The sequence below is a fragment of the Streptomyces sp. NPDC048383 genome (genome assembly GCF_040651775.1).
Classification (GTDB): Bacteria; Actinomycetota; Actinomycetes; order Streptomycetales; family Streptomycetaceae; genus Streptomyces.
The window spans coordinates 1-17610 of record NZ_JBEZKS010000041.1; the positions used below are offsets into that span (position 1 = coordinate 1).

Annotated in this window: 12 protein-coding genes; 2 read left to right on the forward strand and 10 right to left on the reverse strand. The window is 76.0% G+C overall.

Annotation, left to right across the window (positions count from 1 at the left end; all coding sequences use genetic code 11):
- Positions 1-118 precede the first annotated feature (118 nt).
- The 7 genes from fxsT to AB0D46_RS25460 all read right to left on the reverse strand — a co-directional run bounded on the left by fxsT (position 119) and on the right by AB0D46_RS25460 (position 14391).
- Positions 119-3121, reverse strand: a complete 3003-nt coding sequence (gene fxsT, locus AB0D46_RS25430) for an FxSxx-COOH system tetratricopeptide repeat protein (protein ID WP_362880655.1) — start codon at positions 3119-3121, stop codon at positions 119-121.
- Positions 3122-3325: 204 nt separating this feature from the next.
- Positions 3326-4867, reverse strand: a complete 1542-nt coding sequence (locus tag AB0D46_RS25435; protein ID WP_362880656.1) for an HEXXH motif-containing putative peptide modification protein — start codon at positions 4865-4867, stop codon at positions 3326-3328.
- Positions 4864-6129, reverse strand: coding sequence for an FxsB family cyclophane-forming radical SAM/SPASM peptide maturase (locus AB0D46_RS25440; RefSeq protein WP_362880657.1), 1266 nt, complete (start codon positions 6127-6129; stop codon positions 4864-4866). The genes AB0D46_RS25435 and AB0D46_RS25440 overlap by 4 nt, the downstream gene beginning before the upstream one ends.
- Positions 6130-6227: 98 nt before the next feature.
- Positions 6228-6497: an FxSxx-COOH cyclophane-containing RiPP peptide gene (fxsA, locus tag AB0D46_RS25445; RefSeq protein WP_362880658.1), complete on the reverse strand. Its 270-nt coding sequence runs from the start codon at positions 6495-6497 to the stop codon at positions 6228-6230.
- Positions 6494-11002: an SAV_2336 N-terminal domain-related protein gene (locus tag AB0D46_RS25450; protein ID WP_362880659.1), complete on the reverse strand. Its 4509-nt coding sequence runs from the start codon at positions 11000-11002 to the stop codon at positions 6494-6496. Before AB0D46_RS25450 ends, fxsA begins: the two co-directional genes overlap by 4 nt.
- Before the next feature lie 6 nt (positions 11003-11008).
- Positions 11009-12133, reverse strand: a complete 1125-nt coding sequence (locus AB0D46_RS25455) for a MoxR family ATPase (RefSeq protein WP_362880660.1) — start codon at positions 12131-12133, stop codon at positions 11009-11011.
- A gap of 140 nt (positions 12134-12273) precedes the next feature.
- Entirely contained in the window at positions 12274-14391 is a 2118-nt protein-coding gene (locus AB0D46_RS25460; protein ID WP_362880661.1) for a trypsin-like peptidase domain-containing protein, read from the reverse strand.
- Positions 14392-14528: 137 nt separating this feature from the next.
- Here AB0D46_RS25460 and AB0D46_RS25465 point away from each other — a divergent pair, with 137 nt between their 5' ends.
- Positions 14529-14714: a DUF6104 family protein gene (locus tag AB0D46_RS25465; RefSeq protein ID WP_356415216.1), complete on the forward strand. Its 186-nt coding sequence runs from the start codon at positions 14529-14531 to the stop codon at positions 14712-14714.
- 189 nt (positions 14715-14903) lie between these two features.
- On the opposite strand, the gene sodN is transcribed toward AB0D46_RS25465, so the two are convergent.
- Complete coding sequence (sodN, locus tag AB0D46_RS25470) at positions 14904-15299, reverse strand: superoxide dismutase, Ni (protein WP_030709803.1); 396 nt, start codon at positions 15297-15299, stop codon at positions 14904-14906.
- A gap of 173 nt (positions 15300-15472) precedes the next feature.
- Here sodN and sodX point away from each other — a divergent pair, with 173 nt between their 5' ends.
- Positions 15473-15892 (forward strand): nickel-type superoxide dismutase maturation protease, encoded by a 420-nt coding sequence (gene sodX, locus AB0D46_RS25475; RefSeq protein WP_362880662.1) that lies wholly within the window; start codon positions 15473-15475, stop codon positions 15890-15892.
- Here the strand turns inward: sodX and AB0D46_RS25480 are convergent.
- Both AB0D46_RS25480 and AB0D46_RS25485 read right to left on the reverse strand, forming a co-directional pair.
- Positions 15796-16425, reverse strand: coding sequence for a CGNR zinc finger domain-containing protein (locus AB0D46_RS25480; protein ID WP_362880663.1), 630 nt, complete (start codon positions 16423-16425; stop codon positions 15796-15798). The genes sodX and AB0D46_RS25480 overlap by 97 nt on opposite strands.
- A 423-nt stretch (positions 16426-16848) precedes the next feature.
- Positions 16849-17601: an amino acid ABC transporter ATP-binding protein gene (locus tag AB0D46_RS25485; protein WP_362880734.1), complete on the reverse strand. Its 753-nt coding sequence runs from the start codon at positions 17599-17601 to the stop codon at positions 16849-16851.
- Positions 17602-17610: the final 9 nt, after the last annotated feature.

The following is a 17610-nucleotide window of genomic DNA, read 5'->3' on the forward strand; positions in this document are numbered from 1 at the left end:
CAACGACGGGTGCGCGCACAGGAAGTAGAGCCGGAGCGTGTCGTCCGCCGCGACCGCCGGTCCGGGCGCGGGCTCCCCTCGGGGGCCGGGCCTTCCGGCGTTCCCGGCCGTGGGCCGGTTACGGCTGGGGTTCGAAGTCCCAGTAGGGGCGGCTCTGTTGGCGGGCGGACACGGTGTGGACGTGCTGCGGGCCGAGGGTGCGGGTGAGGGCCTTGATGCCGGCGTCCTCGTGCTTGGACGCCTCGGTGTCCTCCCGTACGGCGCGCAGGTCGGCGGCGAGCGCGATCTGGGCGCTGAGCGTCATCGGGTGGTCGGGGCCGAGGACGTGTTCGGCGCCGCGCAGGGTTTCGCGGCTGAGGTCGAGGGCGTCGTCGAGCCGGCCGGTGATGTTGCGGTGCCCGGTGGCGTTGAGGGCGCAGCCCAGGGTCCAGGGGTGCCGGTCGCCGAGGGCGCCGCGCATGCCGACGAGGGCCTGTTCGGCGAGGCTGAGGGCTTCGGCGCGTTCGCCCTGGGCTCGCAGGACCAGCCCGAGGTTGCCGACGGTGCCGATGCTGTACGGGTGGGCGAGGCCGAGTTGTGACTGGTAGCCGCGTACGACGTCCTCGGAGATCCGCCGGGCCTCCTCGATGTCCCCGTACTCGCGCAGGTAGGTCGCGTAGTCGGAGGCGACCATCAGGGTCCAGGGGAACTCGGCGCCGAAGACGCGGGTGGAGCGTTCCAGGACGCTGCGCAGGCGGGTTCCGGCGCCGGGGATGTCGCCGGAGCGGCGCAGGCACTGGCCGAGGTTGTGTTCGGCGCGCAGGGTCTGCGGGTGGTTGGCGCCGAGGACCTGGATGTGGAGTTTGAGGCCCTGTTCCTGGCGGGCCAGGGCTTCGCGGTAGCGGCCCATCAGGCGCAAGCCCATGGCGCAGCCGACGCCGGAGGAGAGGGTGGCGATGTGCCGTACGCGCAGGACGCGTTCGCGGCGGCGCAGGGTGTCCAGGTCGATGTCGTAGGCCTCCTGGTAGCGGCCGAGGAGGCGCAGGGCGACGGCGACGTTGTTCTGGGCGTTGAGGGTGGTGGAGTCGTCCTCGCCGAGGAGTTCGCGGTAGGTCGCGAAGGCGTGCTCCAGCAGGTGGCGGGCCTCGTCGAACTTGGCGGTGCCGAGGAGGACCCCGGCGTAGGTGCTGGTGGCGCGGAGGGTTTCGAGGTCGCGGTCGCCGCGTTCGGCGACGAGCCGGTCGGCGACGGTGCGGGCGAGGGTTTCGGCGCGGCGGAAGTGGCCGAGCATGCGCAGGGCGCCGCCGTAGTGGTAGCTGAGTTCGCGGACCTGGTCGTGGTCGTCGCCGAGCGTCGACCGCCAGATGCGGTCGGTGGTTTCGGCCAGGCGCAGGCAGGTGCGGTACTCCCCCGCGAGGGTCAGGTAGCGCAGGCAGTGCAGCAGGAAGTTCTGGATGCGCGGGTTGGAGCTGGTCAGGACGCCGGCGGGTTCGAGGTGCGGGATGAGTTCGGCGTAGCGGGGCCAGAGCCGCGAGTCGGTGGGCCGGCCGGGGTCGGCGGCGGCGAGGACCTGGCGGACGGAGCGGGACAGCTGCTCGGCCTCGTCCTCGGCGAGGTTCTCGCGGACGATGTTGTGGACCATGCGGTGGAGTTGGACGGTCTCCAGGCCGCCGCCCTCCTCCACGGAGAGGTCGGAGTACTCCAGGCGGACGACGGAGAACTGGACGAGCTTGTTGAGGGCCGCGTTCCAGCGGATCCGGTCGTTGACGATGCCGGCGAGGTGCTCGGGGACGTCGTCGGCGGGGAACTCGCGCAGCAGCCGCAGCGGGACCCGGCCGGGTGCGAAGAACACGAACAGCCGGAGCAGGGCGAGGGCGTCGGGGAAGTTCTCCCGCACGTTGTTGAGGAGTATGGCCAGCGCGGTCGGGAAGGGCAGCGGGTAGTCGTCGGAGAGGGTGACGGCCTCGTGCGAGTCCAGCCGGTGCTGGAGCAGGGTGAGGTACTCGCCGACGCCGATGGGCGAGTCGGCGAGCCAGCCCGCGGTCTGGTCGAGGGCGAGGGGGTAGTCCTCCAGCGCGTCGGCGAGCTGGTCGGCCTCGTCGCCGGTGAGGCGGGCGGCCCGGCGGCGGATGAAGGTGAGGGACTCGGGCCGGGCGTAGAGGGGGACCTCGACGAGGCTGGTGTGGCGGGCGGCCCACTCGCGGTTCCGGGAGGTGATGATCACGTCGCCGGCGCCGGAGGGCAGCAGGTCGGTGAGGTCGTCGGGGTGGTCGCAGCCGTCGAAGACCATCAGCCAGCGGTGGTACGGGGTGCCGCGCCGCAGCGCCTCCAGTACGGCCCGGATCTGCTCGCCGTAGCTGCCCGCCCCGCGCGGCAGGTCCAGGGCGGGCGCCAGGTCGGCCAGGCGTTCGCGCAGGGTGGGCCGGTCCTCGGCGGGCACCCACCAGACGACGTCGTACTCGGAGGCGAAGCGGTAGGCGTACTCGGTGGCGACCTGCGTCTTGCCGACGCCGGACAGGCCCAGCAGCGTCACGGTGGACGCGCCGGGCGGGGCTTCGGTGAGGGCGGCCCGGAGCCGGCCGATGACGTCGTTGCGGCCGGTGAAGCGCGGGTTGCGGCGCGGTACCCGGCCCCAGACCTCGGGCGGGTCGTTGGGGAAGCGGGGGCCGCGGCGGCCGCTCTCGGTGCCGATCCGGTCGGTGGGGAGGTCCAGCCGGCGCAGCACGCGGTACTCGGCCTCGTAGGAGTCCAGGCCCCACAGGTCGGTCTTCTCCAGCGCGGCGACGGCGCTGGGCAGCGGGGAGTCGGTGAGGCTGACGGCGGCGAACCGGTCGGGGTGGGCGGCGGTGACGGTGCGCAGGGCGGCGTTCCACTCCTCGTCGGTGTGGGCGCCGGCGGAGAAGTAGCGCTCGCTGAGGACGACGACGACCTTGCCGCCGGCCCGGGCGAGGTCGTCGAGGGCTTCGGTGAGGCCGGGGCTGCTCTGCGGGTCCCAGCGCTGGAGGGCGACGCGGTGGCCGTGCTCCTCCAGGCGGTGGGCGATCCACACGGCCCAGGGCCGGTTGAAGCCCGCGAAGCTGATGACGAAGCGCTGGGGTGGGGTGGCTCCGTCGCGGTCGTGACGCGTACCGGTACCGGTCATGCGGCCGTCTCCCTGGGATCCGGGCGGTGGACGGGGTGGGGCGGGTACGGGGTGGGGCGAAGGCGGGGCGGGGTGGGGCGAAGGCGGGGCGGGGTGGGGCGGAGGCGGTACGGGATGGTGCGGGACGGTGCGGGGCGGTGCGGGACTGAAAAGGTACCGCAGCGGACGGGGCGTCAGGCCGCTGCGACGCCTCTCGTCCTCCCGTCATCCTCCCGCGAACGCGGCGAGTTCGGGATGGGCCTCGCACCAGCTGCCGCGTTCGCGTTCCAGGGCCCGTCGGGCGGTGGCGTGCTGGTCCCCGGGGGGCGGGAGTTCGTCCATGGCCCGCTCGGCAATGGTCATCCCCTCGACGAACTCGCTTCCGGTGAGGGTCAGTTGGGGATGCGCCCGGAGAGCCGGCAGGACGGCGGCCACCTGGGCGCGGACCCGGGCGTGCTGGGCCCAGGCGCCGCGCGCCCCGTACAGGGCGGCGCGCTGCCAGTACCCGGCCAGGGCCAGATGGGCGTACGCGCCGTGCAACAACCCCTCCAGCGGCCGGGGGTCACTGCGCCAGGGCGCCCAGTGGCGGGGCGTGCGGTCGGCGGTGTGCAGGGTCAGGACGTCGGCCAGGGCGGCCAGCTTCCCGTGCTGGACCTCGTGGACCAGGGTCGCGGCGAGGGCGGGCGGGGCCTGCGCGCGGGCCAGGATCGAGCCGGCGGCGGCGGGGAGCGTGGCGCCGCTGGAGCGGGATCCGCCGGCCAGCGGGACGACGGAGCGCAGCAGCAGGGCGGTCTCCTCGGCGCGGGTGGAGTCGTAGCGCTCCAGCAGCGTGAGGGCGCCGGACCACTGGGTGTCCCAGCGCTTGTGCCCCTTGGGGGTGAGCCGGCGGGCCGGACGCACCCCGCCGGGGCGGCCGTCGGCGGGGGCCGGGGCCCGGTACGGGTCGAGGTCGTCGAGGGCGGTGCCGCCGCCGGGGAGGGCGTGCAGGGGGAGGGTGTCGGCGCCGTCCCAGGAGCGTTCGGTCAGGGCGAGGGGGCCGGGGCGGTCGGGCCGCAACAGTCCGAGGGTCGGCAGGACGAGACGGCCGTGGGCCGGTCGGAGGGTGACCTTGAAGCTGATCCCGGCGCGCAGGGCGGCGGCGACGGCGAGGGCGCCGAGGTGGCCGAGGTCGGGGGCCGGACCTTGCGGCGCGTGCAGCCGGCGCAGGGTCTCCTCCGCCCAGACCCCGGTGGCGGGGTAGTGCAGGACGTCGCGGACGGCGTCCGGGTCCTGCCGTTCGGCCTCCTCCAGCAGCGCCCAGCGCTCGGCGGCCTCCGCGTCGGGGGCGGCGTCGAGGACGGCGCGCAGCAGGACCAGCCGCTTGGAGCGGCGTACGTCGCGCACCAGGCGGGTCCCCTCGGCGGAGGGTTCGGTGGAGGCGAGGGCGCGCAGGGTGTGGGAGCTGACGGCGAAGCGGGCCAGGTCGGTCGGGGCGGGGGGCCGCGCGGGGGCGGGGGCGGCGGGGTCGGTACGGCTCGCGCGGCGGGCGGGGTCGGTGGGATCCGTGCGGCGGGCGGGGTCGGTGCGGTCGGAGTACTGGGCCGGTACGGCCGCTGCGCGGGGCGTCCGCGCGGGCCGGCCGGCCGGGGCGGGATCGGCGGGGTGACCGGCTTCGGCCGGGTGGTCGGCTGCGGCGGGGTGGCCCTCGGCGCGCGGGCCCTCGGCGCGCGGGTCGGCTTCGGTGCGCGGGCCCTCGGCGCGCGGGTCGGCTTCGGTGCGGTGGTTCATGAGGCGGCCCGTCCGGTGGTGGCGGCCGTGTGCAGGGCGCGGGCGACGTGGCGGATGACGGTCTGGAGGTCGGCGCAGTACACGGACGGCTGACGGAAGCCCTCCCGCTCGCGGTAGCGGTGCGGGTAGTGCCCGCCCCCGCACACCTCGACGAGTTCGCAGGCCCGGCAACCCGGAGCGAGGGCTTCCCGGCCGAGCTGGCGTGCGGCGAACCCGGGGTGGTCGAGCAGTTCGTCGAAGCTGTGGCTGTCGAGGGTCATCCCGGTCGCGGCGGCCCCTTCGTAGGCGGACTTGAGGGAATCGGCCTGCTCGATGCTGCCGTCGGTCTCGACGACGGCGGTCGTCACCGGGGCCAGGCCCAGCGTCTCGGTCGCGGCGGGCAGGCCCAGCAGCAGGGCGATGACCTCCTCGAAGATCCTGATCCGGGTGCGCCGCACGCCGTCGTGCCACCAGCGTTCGAAGACGGCCACCAGCCAGTCCCCGTACGGGCCGGCGTGCCGCGTCCAACCGGGCGGCGGATTGCTCCAGTTGGCCAGGGGGAGCAGCAGTCCGATGACGGGCGGCTGGAAGGCCAGCAGGGACTCGTACGTCTCCACCGGGTCCTGGGTCACGTCCACCACGCACAGCACGCCTGCGTAGCTCTCGGGGTGCCGGGCGAGGAGGCGCAGGCCGCGGGCGGCCGCCCCGAAGCCGGGCCGCCCGGCGTGGTCGACGCGGCGGGCGTTGTGCGCGGGCAGTCCGCCGTCGAGGCTGACGCCGACCCGGATCCCGGCGGCGGACAGCGCGGCGAGCCGGCCGCGGGTGAGCAGGGTGCCGTTGGTCTGGACGGCCGCGGTGACCCGGGTGCGGGGCGAGCGGCGGGCCAGCGCCGCCCGGACCGCTTCGACGGGGCCGGCGAGGGCGGCGGGCGGGCCGAGGAGGGGCTCGCCGCCGTGCAGGACGAGGTCGACGCGGGGCAGGTCGTGGGCGGCGGCGTGCTCGGCGATCCGTTCGGCGGCGCGCAGCGCGGTGGCGGGGGTCATGACGGCGGGGCGGGTGCGCCAGCCCTGGTCGGCCATCTCGTAGACGTAGCAGTAGGTGCAGGCCAGGTTGCACCGGCCCTGCGTCTTGAGGACGAACTGCCTGATCGGCTGCGGGCGGTGGCCGGCGGCGCGCAGGGCCGGCACGTCGAGGCGGGTGTGGGGCCAGGGGGCGTGGCGCGCGTGGCGGGACGCGGTGCGCGGGGCGGGCAGCACGAGATCGCTCGTGATCGCATGGCTCATCGCCTGATACCTCCCGCTGCGGACGGTGCATCCCTGCCCTACGGACCGGCCCGGCTAACGGCGGAAAGTGGTCAACTCCCCCTGGGACCGGAGGTACTTCAGGCTACGCCGGAGTCGAAGGCGTTCAGGATCTCGGCCGGGTGCGTGACCCGTTCGACCATGCCCTCGATCACCTCGGCGAGCACCGGATGGTCGATCCCGCGCAGGGCGGCCAGATCGAGTCCCGAGAGGTCCGGCAGCAGCTGGCCGGGGCACGGCCTGGGCACTGCCGGCACGTTCTGACGTCCGGTCACCATGGGTTGCTGGTCCCCCTGTTGTCGGTCGGTCCACTGCCTCTTCCCGTCGCCCTGCGGGCGGAAACGGCTCACAGTCCCTCCTCCAGGCGCCGTATCCGCGCCCGCAGGGCCCGCCGCCGATCACCGGGCCGGTCCGCTTCCCGCCCACCTCCGGAACCGTCTCCGGACCCCTCGCCCGACCCCTCGTGCGGGTGGGCGTGCGGGCCGTCGCGCCCGGGGTCATGCCGGGTCGTGAGCCCATCGCTGCGGGGGCCGTCCCGGCCGTCCCGGCCGCGGGCGCCCGCTCCGGCCCCCGGCACCGCGTCGGGCACGGCCCCGTGTCCGGAGTCCGGTGCGACGCCGGGCCCGGAGTCGTGGGCGGGCCCGCCCGTACGGGCGGAGCCGGGCAGCCCGCCCGGGCCGCCGCCCGAGCCGGAGTCGTACGCGGTGTCCCGACGCCGCCCCGGGCCGGCGTCCGGCGCCGGGTTGCGGACCCGACCCGGCCCGGAGTCGTGGGCGGGATCGTCCGCGCCGCCCCGGTCGGGGGCGGGTACGAGGTCCTGCCCGGAGTTCCGCCCGCCGCCCGGTCCGACGGTGGCGCCCGGAACGCCGTCCCCGGGACCCGGCGCGGCGCCGTGCCGGGCGTCCTGATCCGCGGCCGGCCCCGTGCCCGGTCCCGTACCCGGGCCGAAGTCGGGTACGGCGCCGTGCCCGGCGTCCCGACCCGCACCCCGCGCGCTCTCCCGCCCGAAGCCGGCCTCCCGCCCGCTGTCGGGTACGGTGCCGTGCCCGGCGTCCTGACCGGGAGCCGGCGCGTCGCCGTGATCGGTGGCGTCCGACCCGGGTGCGGGCGGGGTGTCGGAGGGCGCGGCGCCGGGGTGTCGGGCGTCGACGCGTTGCCAGAGTTCCAGCGCCGCGCGGTAGGCGTCGAGGGCGGCTCGGGGGCGGGCCAGCCGTTCCAGTACCTCGCCCCGGAGCTCCTGGGCCCGGGCGGCGAGTCGTAGCGCCGTCCCCGTACGGTCCTCCCGGTCGGCCTCCAGCGCGGCACGCCAGGCCCTGCGGTAGGAGTCGGCGGCCCGGTCGAGCCGGTCGACGGTACGGGTGTGGGCGTGGATCTCCTGCTGGACGTCCCCGTGTTCGCGCCAGGCGCGGGCCCGCTCCAGCGGCCCGTGACCCTGCCGGGCGGCGAGTTCCAGGAGGTGCTCCGCCTCCCGGAGGTCGACGAGGTCCCCCTCGTGGGCGTGCCGCAGGCGCAGCCCGGCGGCCAGCCGCAGCAGCCGGTACGCGGCTCCCGGGTCGGACTGCGGCACCGCGGCGCGGCTCTCGCGGAGCACCCGTACGGCGGCGGAGACGAACCGCCGCCCGTCCGCCGCCCGCGCCCGTTCCAGGAGTACGTCGCCCCATTCGGGCAGCAGCTCCGCGAAGGCCTCGCCGTCCCGGGGGCTCAGCCGCCGGGCCCGTCCGTACGCGTCGGCCGCCTCCTCCAGCGCCGCCGGATCCGCGTCCCGCGCGTACCGGGCCCGGTGCACCCGGGCGAGGCACAGCAGGCCGGCCAGGCGCAGTTCGGTGTCCCCGACGGCCTCGTCCAGGGCCCGCACCAGGTGACGGGCGGCCTCCTCCAGCCGTCCGGGCAGGTACCGCAATGCGGTGGCCAGTTCCACCCGCACCCGGGCCGGCGGGGCGACAGCGTCGGGAACCCCCGTACCGGCCGGGTCGGCGGGGTCCGGATCGGCGGCCCCGGGGAGCGCCGCCAGGACGGCGGTCAGGACCTCCGTCGCCTCCTCGGCGAGCGCGCTACGGGCGGCGGGTTCCGGGGTGCGCGGCAACAGGGCCAACAACACCCGCCCCAACGCCAGCCGCAACCCGGGATCCGGGTCGCCTACCCCGCCGTCGCCTACCCCGGCGTCCCCGACCCCGCCGTCGCCGGAACCGGCGGGCCCGCCCGACGCGCCGTCAGCACCGTACCCCCCGCCCTCTCCGGCCTCCGCAGCGACGGCGCCGTCGCCCCCGGTCGGGCCGGCCTCTTCGGACTCACGGACGGCGCCGCCGCCCCCGGTCGGGCCGGCCTCTTCGGCCTCACCCGCCCCGCGGCCCTCCGCCGGTCCCTCACGCCCGTCGGTCCTGTCGCCCCGCGCATCGGTGCCGGTGCCGGCCCCGGCCGGATCGTCGGATTCGCTGCCCCGGGGAGCGGTTGCGCCCTCGCCGGGACCGCTGATCGCCCCGCCCTCGGCCGAGCCGCCCGCGCGGGCGGCCCCGCCCGGGCCGCGGCCGTTGCCCGTTCCGCTCCGCTCCCCCACCGGGCCACCGCCGGCCCCGCCCGCCCCGCCCGCCCCGCCCGCCCGGTCGTCCCGACCGGCACCGCGGTCGACGCCGGCCCCGCCGGCCCCGCCCCCGGGCGACGTCAGCGCCTCCAGTACCGCGCGCGCCTCCCGCAGGGGGGCCGGGTCGTCGCTGAGGCCGGCCAGGTGGATCAGGGTGCGGGAGCGGCGGATCGCGCAGTCCCGGCGCAGCACGGGATCCGTCGTGCCGGCGCCCGCCGCCGCGAACTCCCGGTCGGCGGCGGCCAGCGTCTCCGCGTCCCCGCCGCCCGCCAGCGCCCGCTCGTACAGCACCCGCCCCAGCAGGGACCGTGCGGTCGGGGTGTGCAGCCCGGTCACCGCGCGCTGCGCCTCGTCCAGCAGCTCGGGGTCCCGTTGCGCCGCCCACAGCACGAGCAGCGCCGCCGTCAGCGCGGTCTCCGCCTCCTCCGGCGGGTCCTGCGGCCCCGGGGGCAGCGCGACGGCCCGCCGGAGCAGGGCGACGGCCTCGTAGGGGGCGCGGGCGTCGGCGTCCGCGAGCCGGGAGCGGGCGGCCCGTACCGACCGGGCCCGGCCGCCCGGTGCGGGCGCGACGGGCGCGCGCCCGCCCGCCGGGGGTTCGTCCTCGGGCGGCTCGGGCGGGCCCGGCAGGTAGCGGCGTACGACCTTCGCGGAGACGTGCGCGAAGGCCTGCGGGAGCGGCCCGCCGGCCGCCCGCGCCGGGCCGGGGTCGGCGGGCGCCGACGCCACCCCGGTCAGCTGCGAGACGGCGAGCGCGGGGAAGTTGCGCACGTCCCGCCCGAAGTGCGCGAGCACGTACTCGGAGCAGTGCTTGAGCACCAGCGCGGCCTCGTCCCGACCGAGCGGGCCCAGCAGCACGTCCTGTACGCCGGGGACGAACTCGTACCACTGGCCCGGTACGTCCCCGGTGCGCCTCAGCAGCCCGCTCAGCAGCACCTCGGCCAGGTCCGAGGGTTCGGAGTCGGGAAGCATCGTGCGCTGCACCAGCCGCATCACGGGCAGGGTCAGGGGCGCCGCCGACAGGTACACCGCGAGCCGTACGGCGCCGGGCGCGGCCGACGCCCGGAAGCGGGCCACCAGTTCGCGCGGCGGCCGGGCGGCCCGGGGCAGCGGGACGGGCGCGGCCGGATGCCGGGCCAGGACCCGCCCCACCTCGGCCGGTACGGGCCCGGTCCCGAGGCCGGCGACGAGCCGGGCCCAGGCGCCGAGGGCGGTCGCGTTCGGCGGGAGCACGGGTACGGTCAGCCCGCCGGAGGGCCGGCCCGGACGCGGGGCCCGGTCCCGGCGGAACCGCAGCCGGCCGTCGCCCGGGCCGCCCGTCCCGTCCTCGGTCCGCTCCAGCACCCCTCGCTCGGTCGGTAGCCAGCTGCGGCTCCACAGGCGTTGCGGCAGCGGCTGGACGACCACGCAGGGGGTGCACTGGGCCCACCGGTACAGCAGTCGCTGCGCCTCGCCCTCGCGCCACAGCGGCCCGGCGCAGTCGGACACCACCATCGTCAGGGCCCGTCCGGTGGGGTCGCGCAGTTGCTCGCCCGAGCGCAGTCCGACGCCGGGCGCGGGGCCCCGGCCGACGGCGGGGGTGCCGTCCGCGAGGCGGTGGAGCCGGTGCACCTGAACGTCCCGGAAGGCGCCCAGTCGCTCGCACACCGCCCGGAGTTCCTCGAACATCTCCTGCCACACCGCCATGGACGGGGAGGCGTCCATGACCAGGCGCACGGTCGCCTCGCGCCGGCTCTCCGGCCGGAAGACGGGGATGACCAGGCCGAGGGCGCGGGCGCCGGCCTCCGCGGTGGCGCCCTCGTCGAGGACGGTACGGGTGGGCGGGCCGGGCGGTCGGTGGCGTTGCAGGGCGCGCAGGGCCCGCTGGATGTCGAGTATCCGGGGCAGCGCGGCCGCCCCGGGCACCCGTACGGGCACGGCGTCGCCGACCGGGACCTCGGCGTCCGGGGCGTCGTCGGAGGGCGCGCCCGGTCCGTCGGCGTACAGCCTGACCGGTTCCTCGACCGCGGGTTCCGGCGGGACCGGCTCCGGGGTCTCCGGCGGCCCGTCCCCGGCCCCGTCCGGCGCTCCCGGCTCCGGCGCTGCTCCGGGGTGCTCGCCGGGCGCCGGGGCGTCGGGGTCGGGGTCGGCGCCGGCGCGTGCGGGGCGGCGGGTCCGCGCGGCCAGCCACAGAGCGTCGGCCAGCTCCTCGGCGGACGGGTCGAGCCCGGCGGCCCGCAGCAGCCCGGCGAGGTCGCGGACCTCGGGGTCGAAGGGGGGTGGCGGCACGGCTGCGGACACGGGCCCTCACCTCGGGCGATCGAGGCGCTGGATGAGCAGGTCGGCGAGGTCCTCCCGGGTGGGCGGGGCCGCGTAGTGGGTGAGGTAGATGGCGTTGAGCAGTTGGTCGGCGGCGACGAGTTCGGTCCGGGAGCGGCTGAGGAACTCGCGGATCAGTTCGGCGCCCAACTGCGCGGCCTCCTCCCCGAGGTGCGCCCTGACCATGGTGGCGAGGCGTTTCTCGCCGGGCTGGCCGAGCTTGAGCTGGATGCAGCGGCGCAGCAGCGCGGCGGGGAAGTCCCGTTCCCCGTTGCTGGTGAGGATGATGAACGGGAAGGCCCGGCAGCGCACGCGGCCGTTCGTCACGGTCACCCGGGCCCCGTCGTCGGTGAGCACCCGCACCTCGGGTTCGGTGTCGGCGACGCGTTCCAGTTCGGGGAGGGTGAACTCGCCTTCCTCCAGGACGTTCAGCAGGTCGTTCGGCAGGTCGATGTCGCTCTTGTCGAGCTCGTCGATGAGCAGCACGCGGGGTTTCTCGGTGGGCAGCAGGGCCGTTCCCAGCGGGCCGAGCCGGATGTACTTGCCGATCCCGTCGACCGAACCGGCCCCGACGACCGAAGCGCTTCCGTCGACCGAACCGCTCCCGGCGACCGAACCGGCCCCGCCGGCCCCTGCCCCCGCGTCGCCCCGGTCGCCCGGGCCGCCGCCGACGCCCGCGGCCCGGCCGGCGCCCGCGGCGAGTTGGACGTCCTGGAGCCGGGCGAGGGCGTCGTAGCGGTAGAGGCCCTCCTGGAGCACGGTCCGCGACACCACCGGCCAGCGCAGCACCCGGCCCAGTTTCAGCTCGTGCGCGACGGCGTGCGCCAGGGTGGACTTCCCGGTTCCGGGATAGCCGGTGACCAGCAGCGGACGGCGCAGGTAGAGGGCCGCGTTGACGGCTTCCAGTTCCTCCGGTTCGGGCCGGTGCAGTTCGGCGGACTGCCGGTGGGCGCCGAGCCGGCGGGCCACGTTGCCGTCCGGGGCGGCCGCCGCTCCGCAGGGCTCCACGACGGGGCCGCCGTCGAAGTTCCGCCAGGGCGGCGGGTCGGGCAACGCGTCGATCCCGTCGTGGGGTTCACCCACGCCCCGGTAGATGAGCCATTCGTCGTTCACGGCCGTCCCCTCCCTCGAAGCCCCACCGACACCGCACCAGGTGCGCGCCCCCGTCCCCCGGGGCCCCGCGCACGCCGCGCCACGTGCGCGGCCCTTCCCCCGGCTCCTCCCGCGTCGCGCCCCGTCCCGTCGCGGCCGGCTCACAGGTCGCCCTGCAGGGGCTCGTCCGCGGGCAGCGCCCGGGCCGGGTCCTCCCAGACGAGCGCCGCGCCGGCCGCCCAGTACGCGTCCGGGTCGGCCCCGTGGGCCCGGGCCCGCAGGGTCTGGAGCCGTAGCGGGAGCACCGCGCCCCGGCCCGCGTCGACCAGTTCCTCGCGCAGCCCGCGGTGGAACGGCGCGCAGGAGGCCCCGGGGTCGCCGGGGGGCCGACGGCACACCGCCAGCCCGTAGCCCGCGTCCCGTACGAGGTGCAGCGCGCCCAGGGTCGGTTCGGTGCCGGGTGCCCGGCACAGCACCGGGACGGTGTTGTCCACCAGGGCGCGCAGCCACTCCGGGGACGGGCTGCGGGGGCGGCCCCGCGCGCAGTCGGCCCGCTGGTCCAGCACGGGGCCCGCCTGGACCCGCGCCCAGCGCCGCTCGGCGGCGTCGGCCCCGACGGCCCCGCCGTCGTCCGGGCCGTCGTCCGGTCCGGCCGGGTGGCGGAGCACGACCGGGCGTTGCACGCCGACGGGGACGCCGCCCGACAGCGTCCACTGGTCCACGGGCAGTCCGAACAGCTCGGGGTCCACCGCCACTTCCAGCAGGGCGGGGGCCTCGTGCGTGTCGCAGCGCCGGAACCCTTCGGCGAGCGGAGCCCGCAGCGCGTCGGGGAGTCCGGCGGGGGTGGTCCGTACGCCGGTGGCCACCGGGGTGACGCGGCCGGGTCGCGCCGGGCCGGCCAGCACCGAGACCCGCCAGTCGTAGACGTCCTCCCAGCCGTGGGCCCACACCTCCAGCAGCACCGAGGGTCCCGCGGGCAGGCCGCCGCGCCTCCGGGCGGGGCCGTGGACGGCTTGGCCGGCGCGGGCCCGGCGGCGGCGTTCGCGGGCGGCCAGGCCGTGCTCGTGGCGTTCCCCCAGCTCGCGGCGCAGCGGGCGCCAGAGCCGCTCGGCGGTGACCCGTACCCAGTCCCAGAGTTCCTCGTCGGCGCCCGGGGAGGGCGGCTCGCGGTGGTCGGCGACGCTCACGTCCGTCGCGTAGCGGAGCATCGCCGCGGCCTCGCCGCCCGGGCCGGGCGGGTCGTGCAGCAGGCCGAGTCCGTCGCGCCAGCTGAGCGGGGCCGGCAGTCCCGTGTCGGGTTCCTCGCCACGGGCCTGCTCGGCGAGTTCCCGGACGGCCTCCGAGGAGCCGGGCGGCGGGAGTTCGGCGAGGAGCCCGCACAGGGTGGTGCGTTCGCCCGGGGTCAGCCGGCCGCGGCCGCCGCGGCGGTCCGCCGCGGCGTCCGGGTCGGGGAGTTCGTCGTGGACGTCGGTCCAGGTGCGGCGGCTGTCGAGATCGCTGAGGTGGCGGTCGTAGTGGTACAGGTCGTGGGCCTGCATGATCCGGCGGTACAGGCCGGTCTGCCCGTTCGCCGGCATCGGCAGGGTGCGTAACTGGGAGACGGACACGGCCAGTCCGCCCCCGCCGGCGGACCGCCGGGCCTTGACGACGCCGACGACCTCCCCGCGGGTGAGGTCGACGACGGGCCCGCCGGACATGCCGGCCTCGATCTCGTCGTCGTCGCCGAGGCGGATCGCGGCGCCGTTCCCGGCGGTGCCGCGCAGCCGGGTGGTGCGGCCGGTGATCTCGCGGATGCCGAGTTCCTCGGTGCAGCCGAAGTAGGCGGCCTCGTCGAGCCGGGGGCCGGCCCGGTCGGTCAGCCAGACGCAGGCGTGCGAGACGGGCGAGAGCACCCGGACCAGGGCCAGGTCGGGCAGGTCCCACAGGGCCCGCCGCCCGGGCCGGTGTTCCTCCAGCCGTTCCGGCAGGACGCGTTCCACCCGGCCGGTGACCGTGCCCGTGGTCCCGGCGGCTCCGGCGGACGCCCCGGAGAAGAAGGTGAGGCCGACCTCACGCCCGGCCAGACGCATCGCAGCACCCCCTTCGCCGACCACGTGCGCGCACGTCAGGACCCAGCCGGGGGCGATGAAGAACCCGCTGCCCCAGGTGGGTCCCGTCCCGTCGTTGCCGGGGTTGTCATACCCGCCCGGGGGCGCGTGGACGCGTACCGTGGCCGCCCGGACGAGGGGCTCCAGGAGCTCGAAGGCGCGCGCGGAGCCGGCCGTGCGCCCATCCGGCATCCGCAGACCCCCGCTCCCCGCTCACCCCACCGAGAACGTCCAGGCTAGCCCCGGGGCGCGGGACGGCGGGAGGTCTCGCCGTAAGGCGGATTATCCTGGCGGGAAACACCCCATCCCGACACGGCACGGAGCCCGACTTGTACTTCACCGATCGCGGCATCGAGGAGCTGGAGAAGCGGCGCGGCGCGGAGGAGGTCACCTTCGAGTGGCTCGCCGAGCAGCTGCGCACCTTCGTCGACCTCAACCCGGACTTCGAGGTCCCGGTGGAACGACTGGCCACGTGGCTGGCCCGGCTCGACGATGAGGACGAGGACGACGAGTAACCACCCGCCGACCCGGCGGCCGCGGGGACGGGACCGCGCGCGCACCCCCGCGCACCTCGTACGCACTCCCCCGCGCACCTCCCGCGCGCCCCTTGCGGGGAAACGCGCCGACGGCCCGACCGCGTGATGCGGTCGGGCCGTCGCCGTTCGCGCCGCCGGGGCGGCGCGGGGATGCGGGGGCGCCTTGGATCAGGCGGCCTTGGTCTCCCAGAAGATGCGGTCGATCTCGGCGATGAGCTCCAGCGCCTTGGCGCCGGTCGCCGGGTCGTTCGACGCCTTGGCGGCCGAGAGGGCCTTCAGGGTGTCGTTGACCAGGGTGTGGAGCTGGGGGTACTTCTCGAAGTGCGGGGGCTTGAAGTAGTCGCTCCACAGCACCGAGACGTGGTGCTTCGCGAGCTCGGCGCGCTGCTCCTTGATGGTGATGGCGCGCGCGCGGAAGTCGGCGTCGTCGTTGGCCTGGTACTTCTCCTGGACGGCCTTGACGGACTCGGCCTCGATACGGGCCTGGGCCGGGTCGTACACGCCGCAGGGCAGGTCACAGTGGGCGGAGACCTTCGCCTTGGGGGCGAAGAGGCGGGAAAGCATGGAGTTTGTCCTCCTCGTGATCGTCTTCTCAAGAGGGGAGGTTACTCGCTGACAAACCGGAATTCGCGGTCGGCCCCATGGGCTTAGGACAAAAGTCCAGGGTCGTACGAGGAGTGGTGAGCGAACGTACGGGGCCGTGCGGCACCATGCGGGCAGGGAAGAGGAGGGCTCGGATGGTGGAGAACAGGCGCTCGCGGGCGCGTTTCGAGTTGGTGGAGGTGACGGGCCCGTCGATGGTGCCGACCCTCGCGCACGGGGACCGGCTGGTGGTGCGGTACGGGGCGCAGGTCCGGCCGGGTGACGTGGTCGTGTTCCGGCATCCGCTGCAACAGGACCTGCTGGTGGTCAAGCGTGCGGCCGAGCGCCGCCCGGGCGGTTGGTGGATGCTCGGCGACAATCCGTTCAACGAGTCCGGGGACAGCACCGACTACGGGGCCGTCCCGGAGGAGCTGGTGCTGGCGACGGCCGTGCTGCGGCTGCGGCCCCGCGCGAGGGATCAGCGGTCGCTGAGGGCCCGGCTGTCCTGGGCGGCGTCGGCGCTGCGCGTGCTGCGGGCGGACTCCTCGGCCTCCAGTCGCTTGCGGGCGCGGTAGGCGGCGACGTTGGCGCGGGTGGCGCAGCGGTCGGAGCAGTAGCGCCGGGAGCGGTTGGTGGAGGTGTCGAGGTAGGCGTTGCGGCAGGGCGGGGCCTGACACAGGCCGAGGCGGTCGGGGCCGTGCTCGGTGAGGTGGAAGGCCAGGCCCATGGAGGCGATGGCGGCGTAGCCGGCGGAGGCGTTCGACGGGTGGTCGGCGAGGTGGATGTGCCAGTCGGGGCGTCCGTCGGGGCCGACGAGCTCGTGGCCGGAGACCTGCGGGCTGACGGGGAACTCCATCAGCAGCGAGTTGAGGAGGTCCACGGCGAGGACGTGGTCCCCGCCGTCGGCGGCCTCGAAGACGGACCGCAGCCGGCCGCGGACGTTGCGGAACCGGGTGACGTCGGTGTCGGTGACCCGGCGGGCCATCTGCACGCCGGTCCCGAAGAGGGCGCGGACGTCGTCCACCGAGAGGAGCGAGTCCTTGTTGCGGGCCGGCTCCTCGGTGTTGACCAGGCGCACGGCATAGTCCGAGTAATGGGCCAGTTCCACTTGTCGTCCTTATGGCTGCGGTGTCGGGTGATCGCGGGCTGCGGTAACGGCTGATATGTCTTCGAGGGTATTACGTGTGCGGGGTTTGCCCATGCCGCGCGCCGCGAACGGCTCGATCGGCACGGGGACCGGATCGCGCACGGTACGGGAAGTATCACGGCCCCGCCGCCCCACCGGTTCCCCCGGACCCCGAGCGGGGGCCGAATCCCGATCCCGCGCACGCCGACGTCCGCCCGGGCCCGGCGGCCCCGTCGGCATCACCGGCAGCACCGGCAGCACCGGCAGCACCGGTCCTAGGTCCGCAGGAGGAACTTCGACCGGGGCGGCGCCCGCGCTGCCCCGCGCACGCCGCAGGGGCGGTACGGGAGACCCGTACCGCCCCTGTGACGTGGCGTGATGTGCGCGCGTGGCGCGCGGTACCGCTTACAGCACCTTGGACAGGAACGCCTTCGTGCGGTCGTGCTGCGGGTTGCCCAGGACGTCGCGCGGGTTGCCGGACTCGACGACCACACCGCCGTCCATGAAGACGAGGTTGTCGCCGACCTCGCGGGCGAAGCCCATCTCGTGGGTCACCACGATCATGGTCATGCCTGATTCGGCCAGGTCCCGCATGACGTCGAGGACGTCACCGACGAGCTCCGGGTCGAGCGCCGAGGTGGGCTCGTCGAAGAGCATCAGCTTCGGCTCCATGGCCAGCGCGCGGGCGATCGCCACGCGCTGCTGCTGGCCGCCGGAGAGCTGGGTGGGGTAGTTCCCGCCCTTGTCGCCGAGGCCGACGCGGTCCAGGAGCTTGACCGCGCGGGCACGGGCCACCGCCTTGGACTCGCCCTTGACCATGACCGGGGCTTCCATGACGTTCTCGATGGCCGTCATGTGCGGGAAGAGGTTGAAGCGCTGGAAGACCATGCCGATGTCCCGGCGCTGGGCCGCGACCTCGCTGTCCTTCAGTTCGTAGAGCTTGTCGCCCTTCTGCCTGTACCCCACCAGCTGCCCGTCGACCGAGAGCCGGCCGGCGTTGACGCGCTCCAGGTGGTTGATGCACCGCAGGAACGTCGACTTGCCGGAGCCGGACGGACCGACCAGGCAGAAGACCTCCCGGGGCGCGACCTCCAGGTCGATGCCGCGGAGGATGTGGGCGGCGCCGTACGACTTGTGGACGCCTTCTGCCTTGACCATCGGCTGGGC

Excerpts from the sequence above, each read along its gene's own strand:
- sodX (WP_362880662.1), top strand. The coding sequence starts at position 15,473 with ATGGTGGAGAACAGGCGCTCGCGGGCGCGTTTCGAGTTGGTGGAGGTG.
- AB0D46_RS25435 (WP_362880656.1), bottom strand. The coding sequence starts at position 4,867 with ATGAACCACCGCACCGAAGCCGACCCGCGCGCCGAGGGCCCGCGCACC.
- fxsT (WP_362880655.1), bottom strand. The coding sequence starts at position 3,121 with ATGACCGGTACCGGTACGCGTCACGACCGCGACGGAGCCACCCCACCC.
- AB0D46_RS25440 (WP_362880657.1), bottom strand. The coding sequence starts at position 6,129 with ATGAGCCATGCGATCACGAGCGATCTCGTGCTGCCCGCCCCGCGCACC.
- sodN (WP_030709803.1), bottom strand. The coding sequence starts at position 15,299 with ATGCTTTCCCGCCTCTTCGCCCCCAAGGCGAAGGTCTCCGCCCACTGT.
- AB0D46_RS25460 (WP_362880661.1), bottom strand. The coding sequence starts at position 14,391 with ATGCCGGATGGGCGCACGGCCGGCTCCGCGCGCGCCTTCGAGCTCCTG.
- AB0D46_RS25485 (WP_362880734.1), bottom strand. The coding sequence starts at position 17,601 with ATGGTCAAGGCAGAAGGCGTCCACAAGTCGTACGGCGCCGCCCACATC.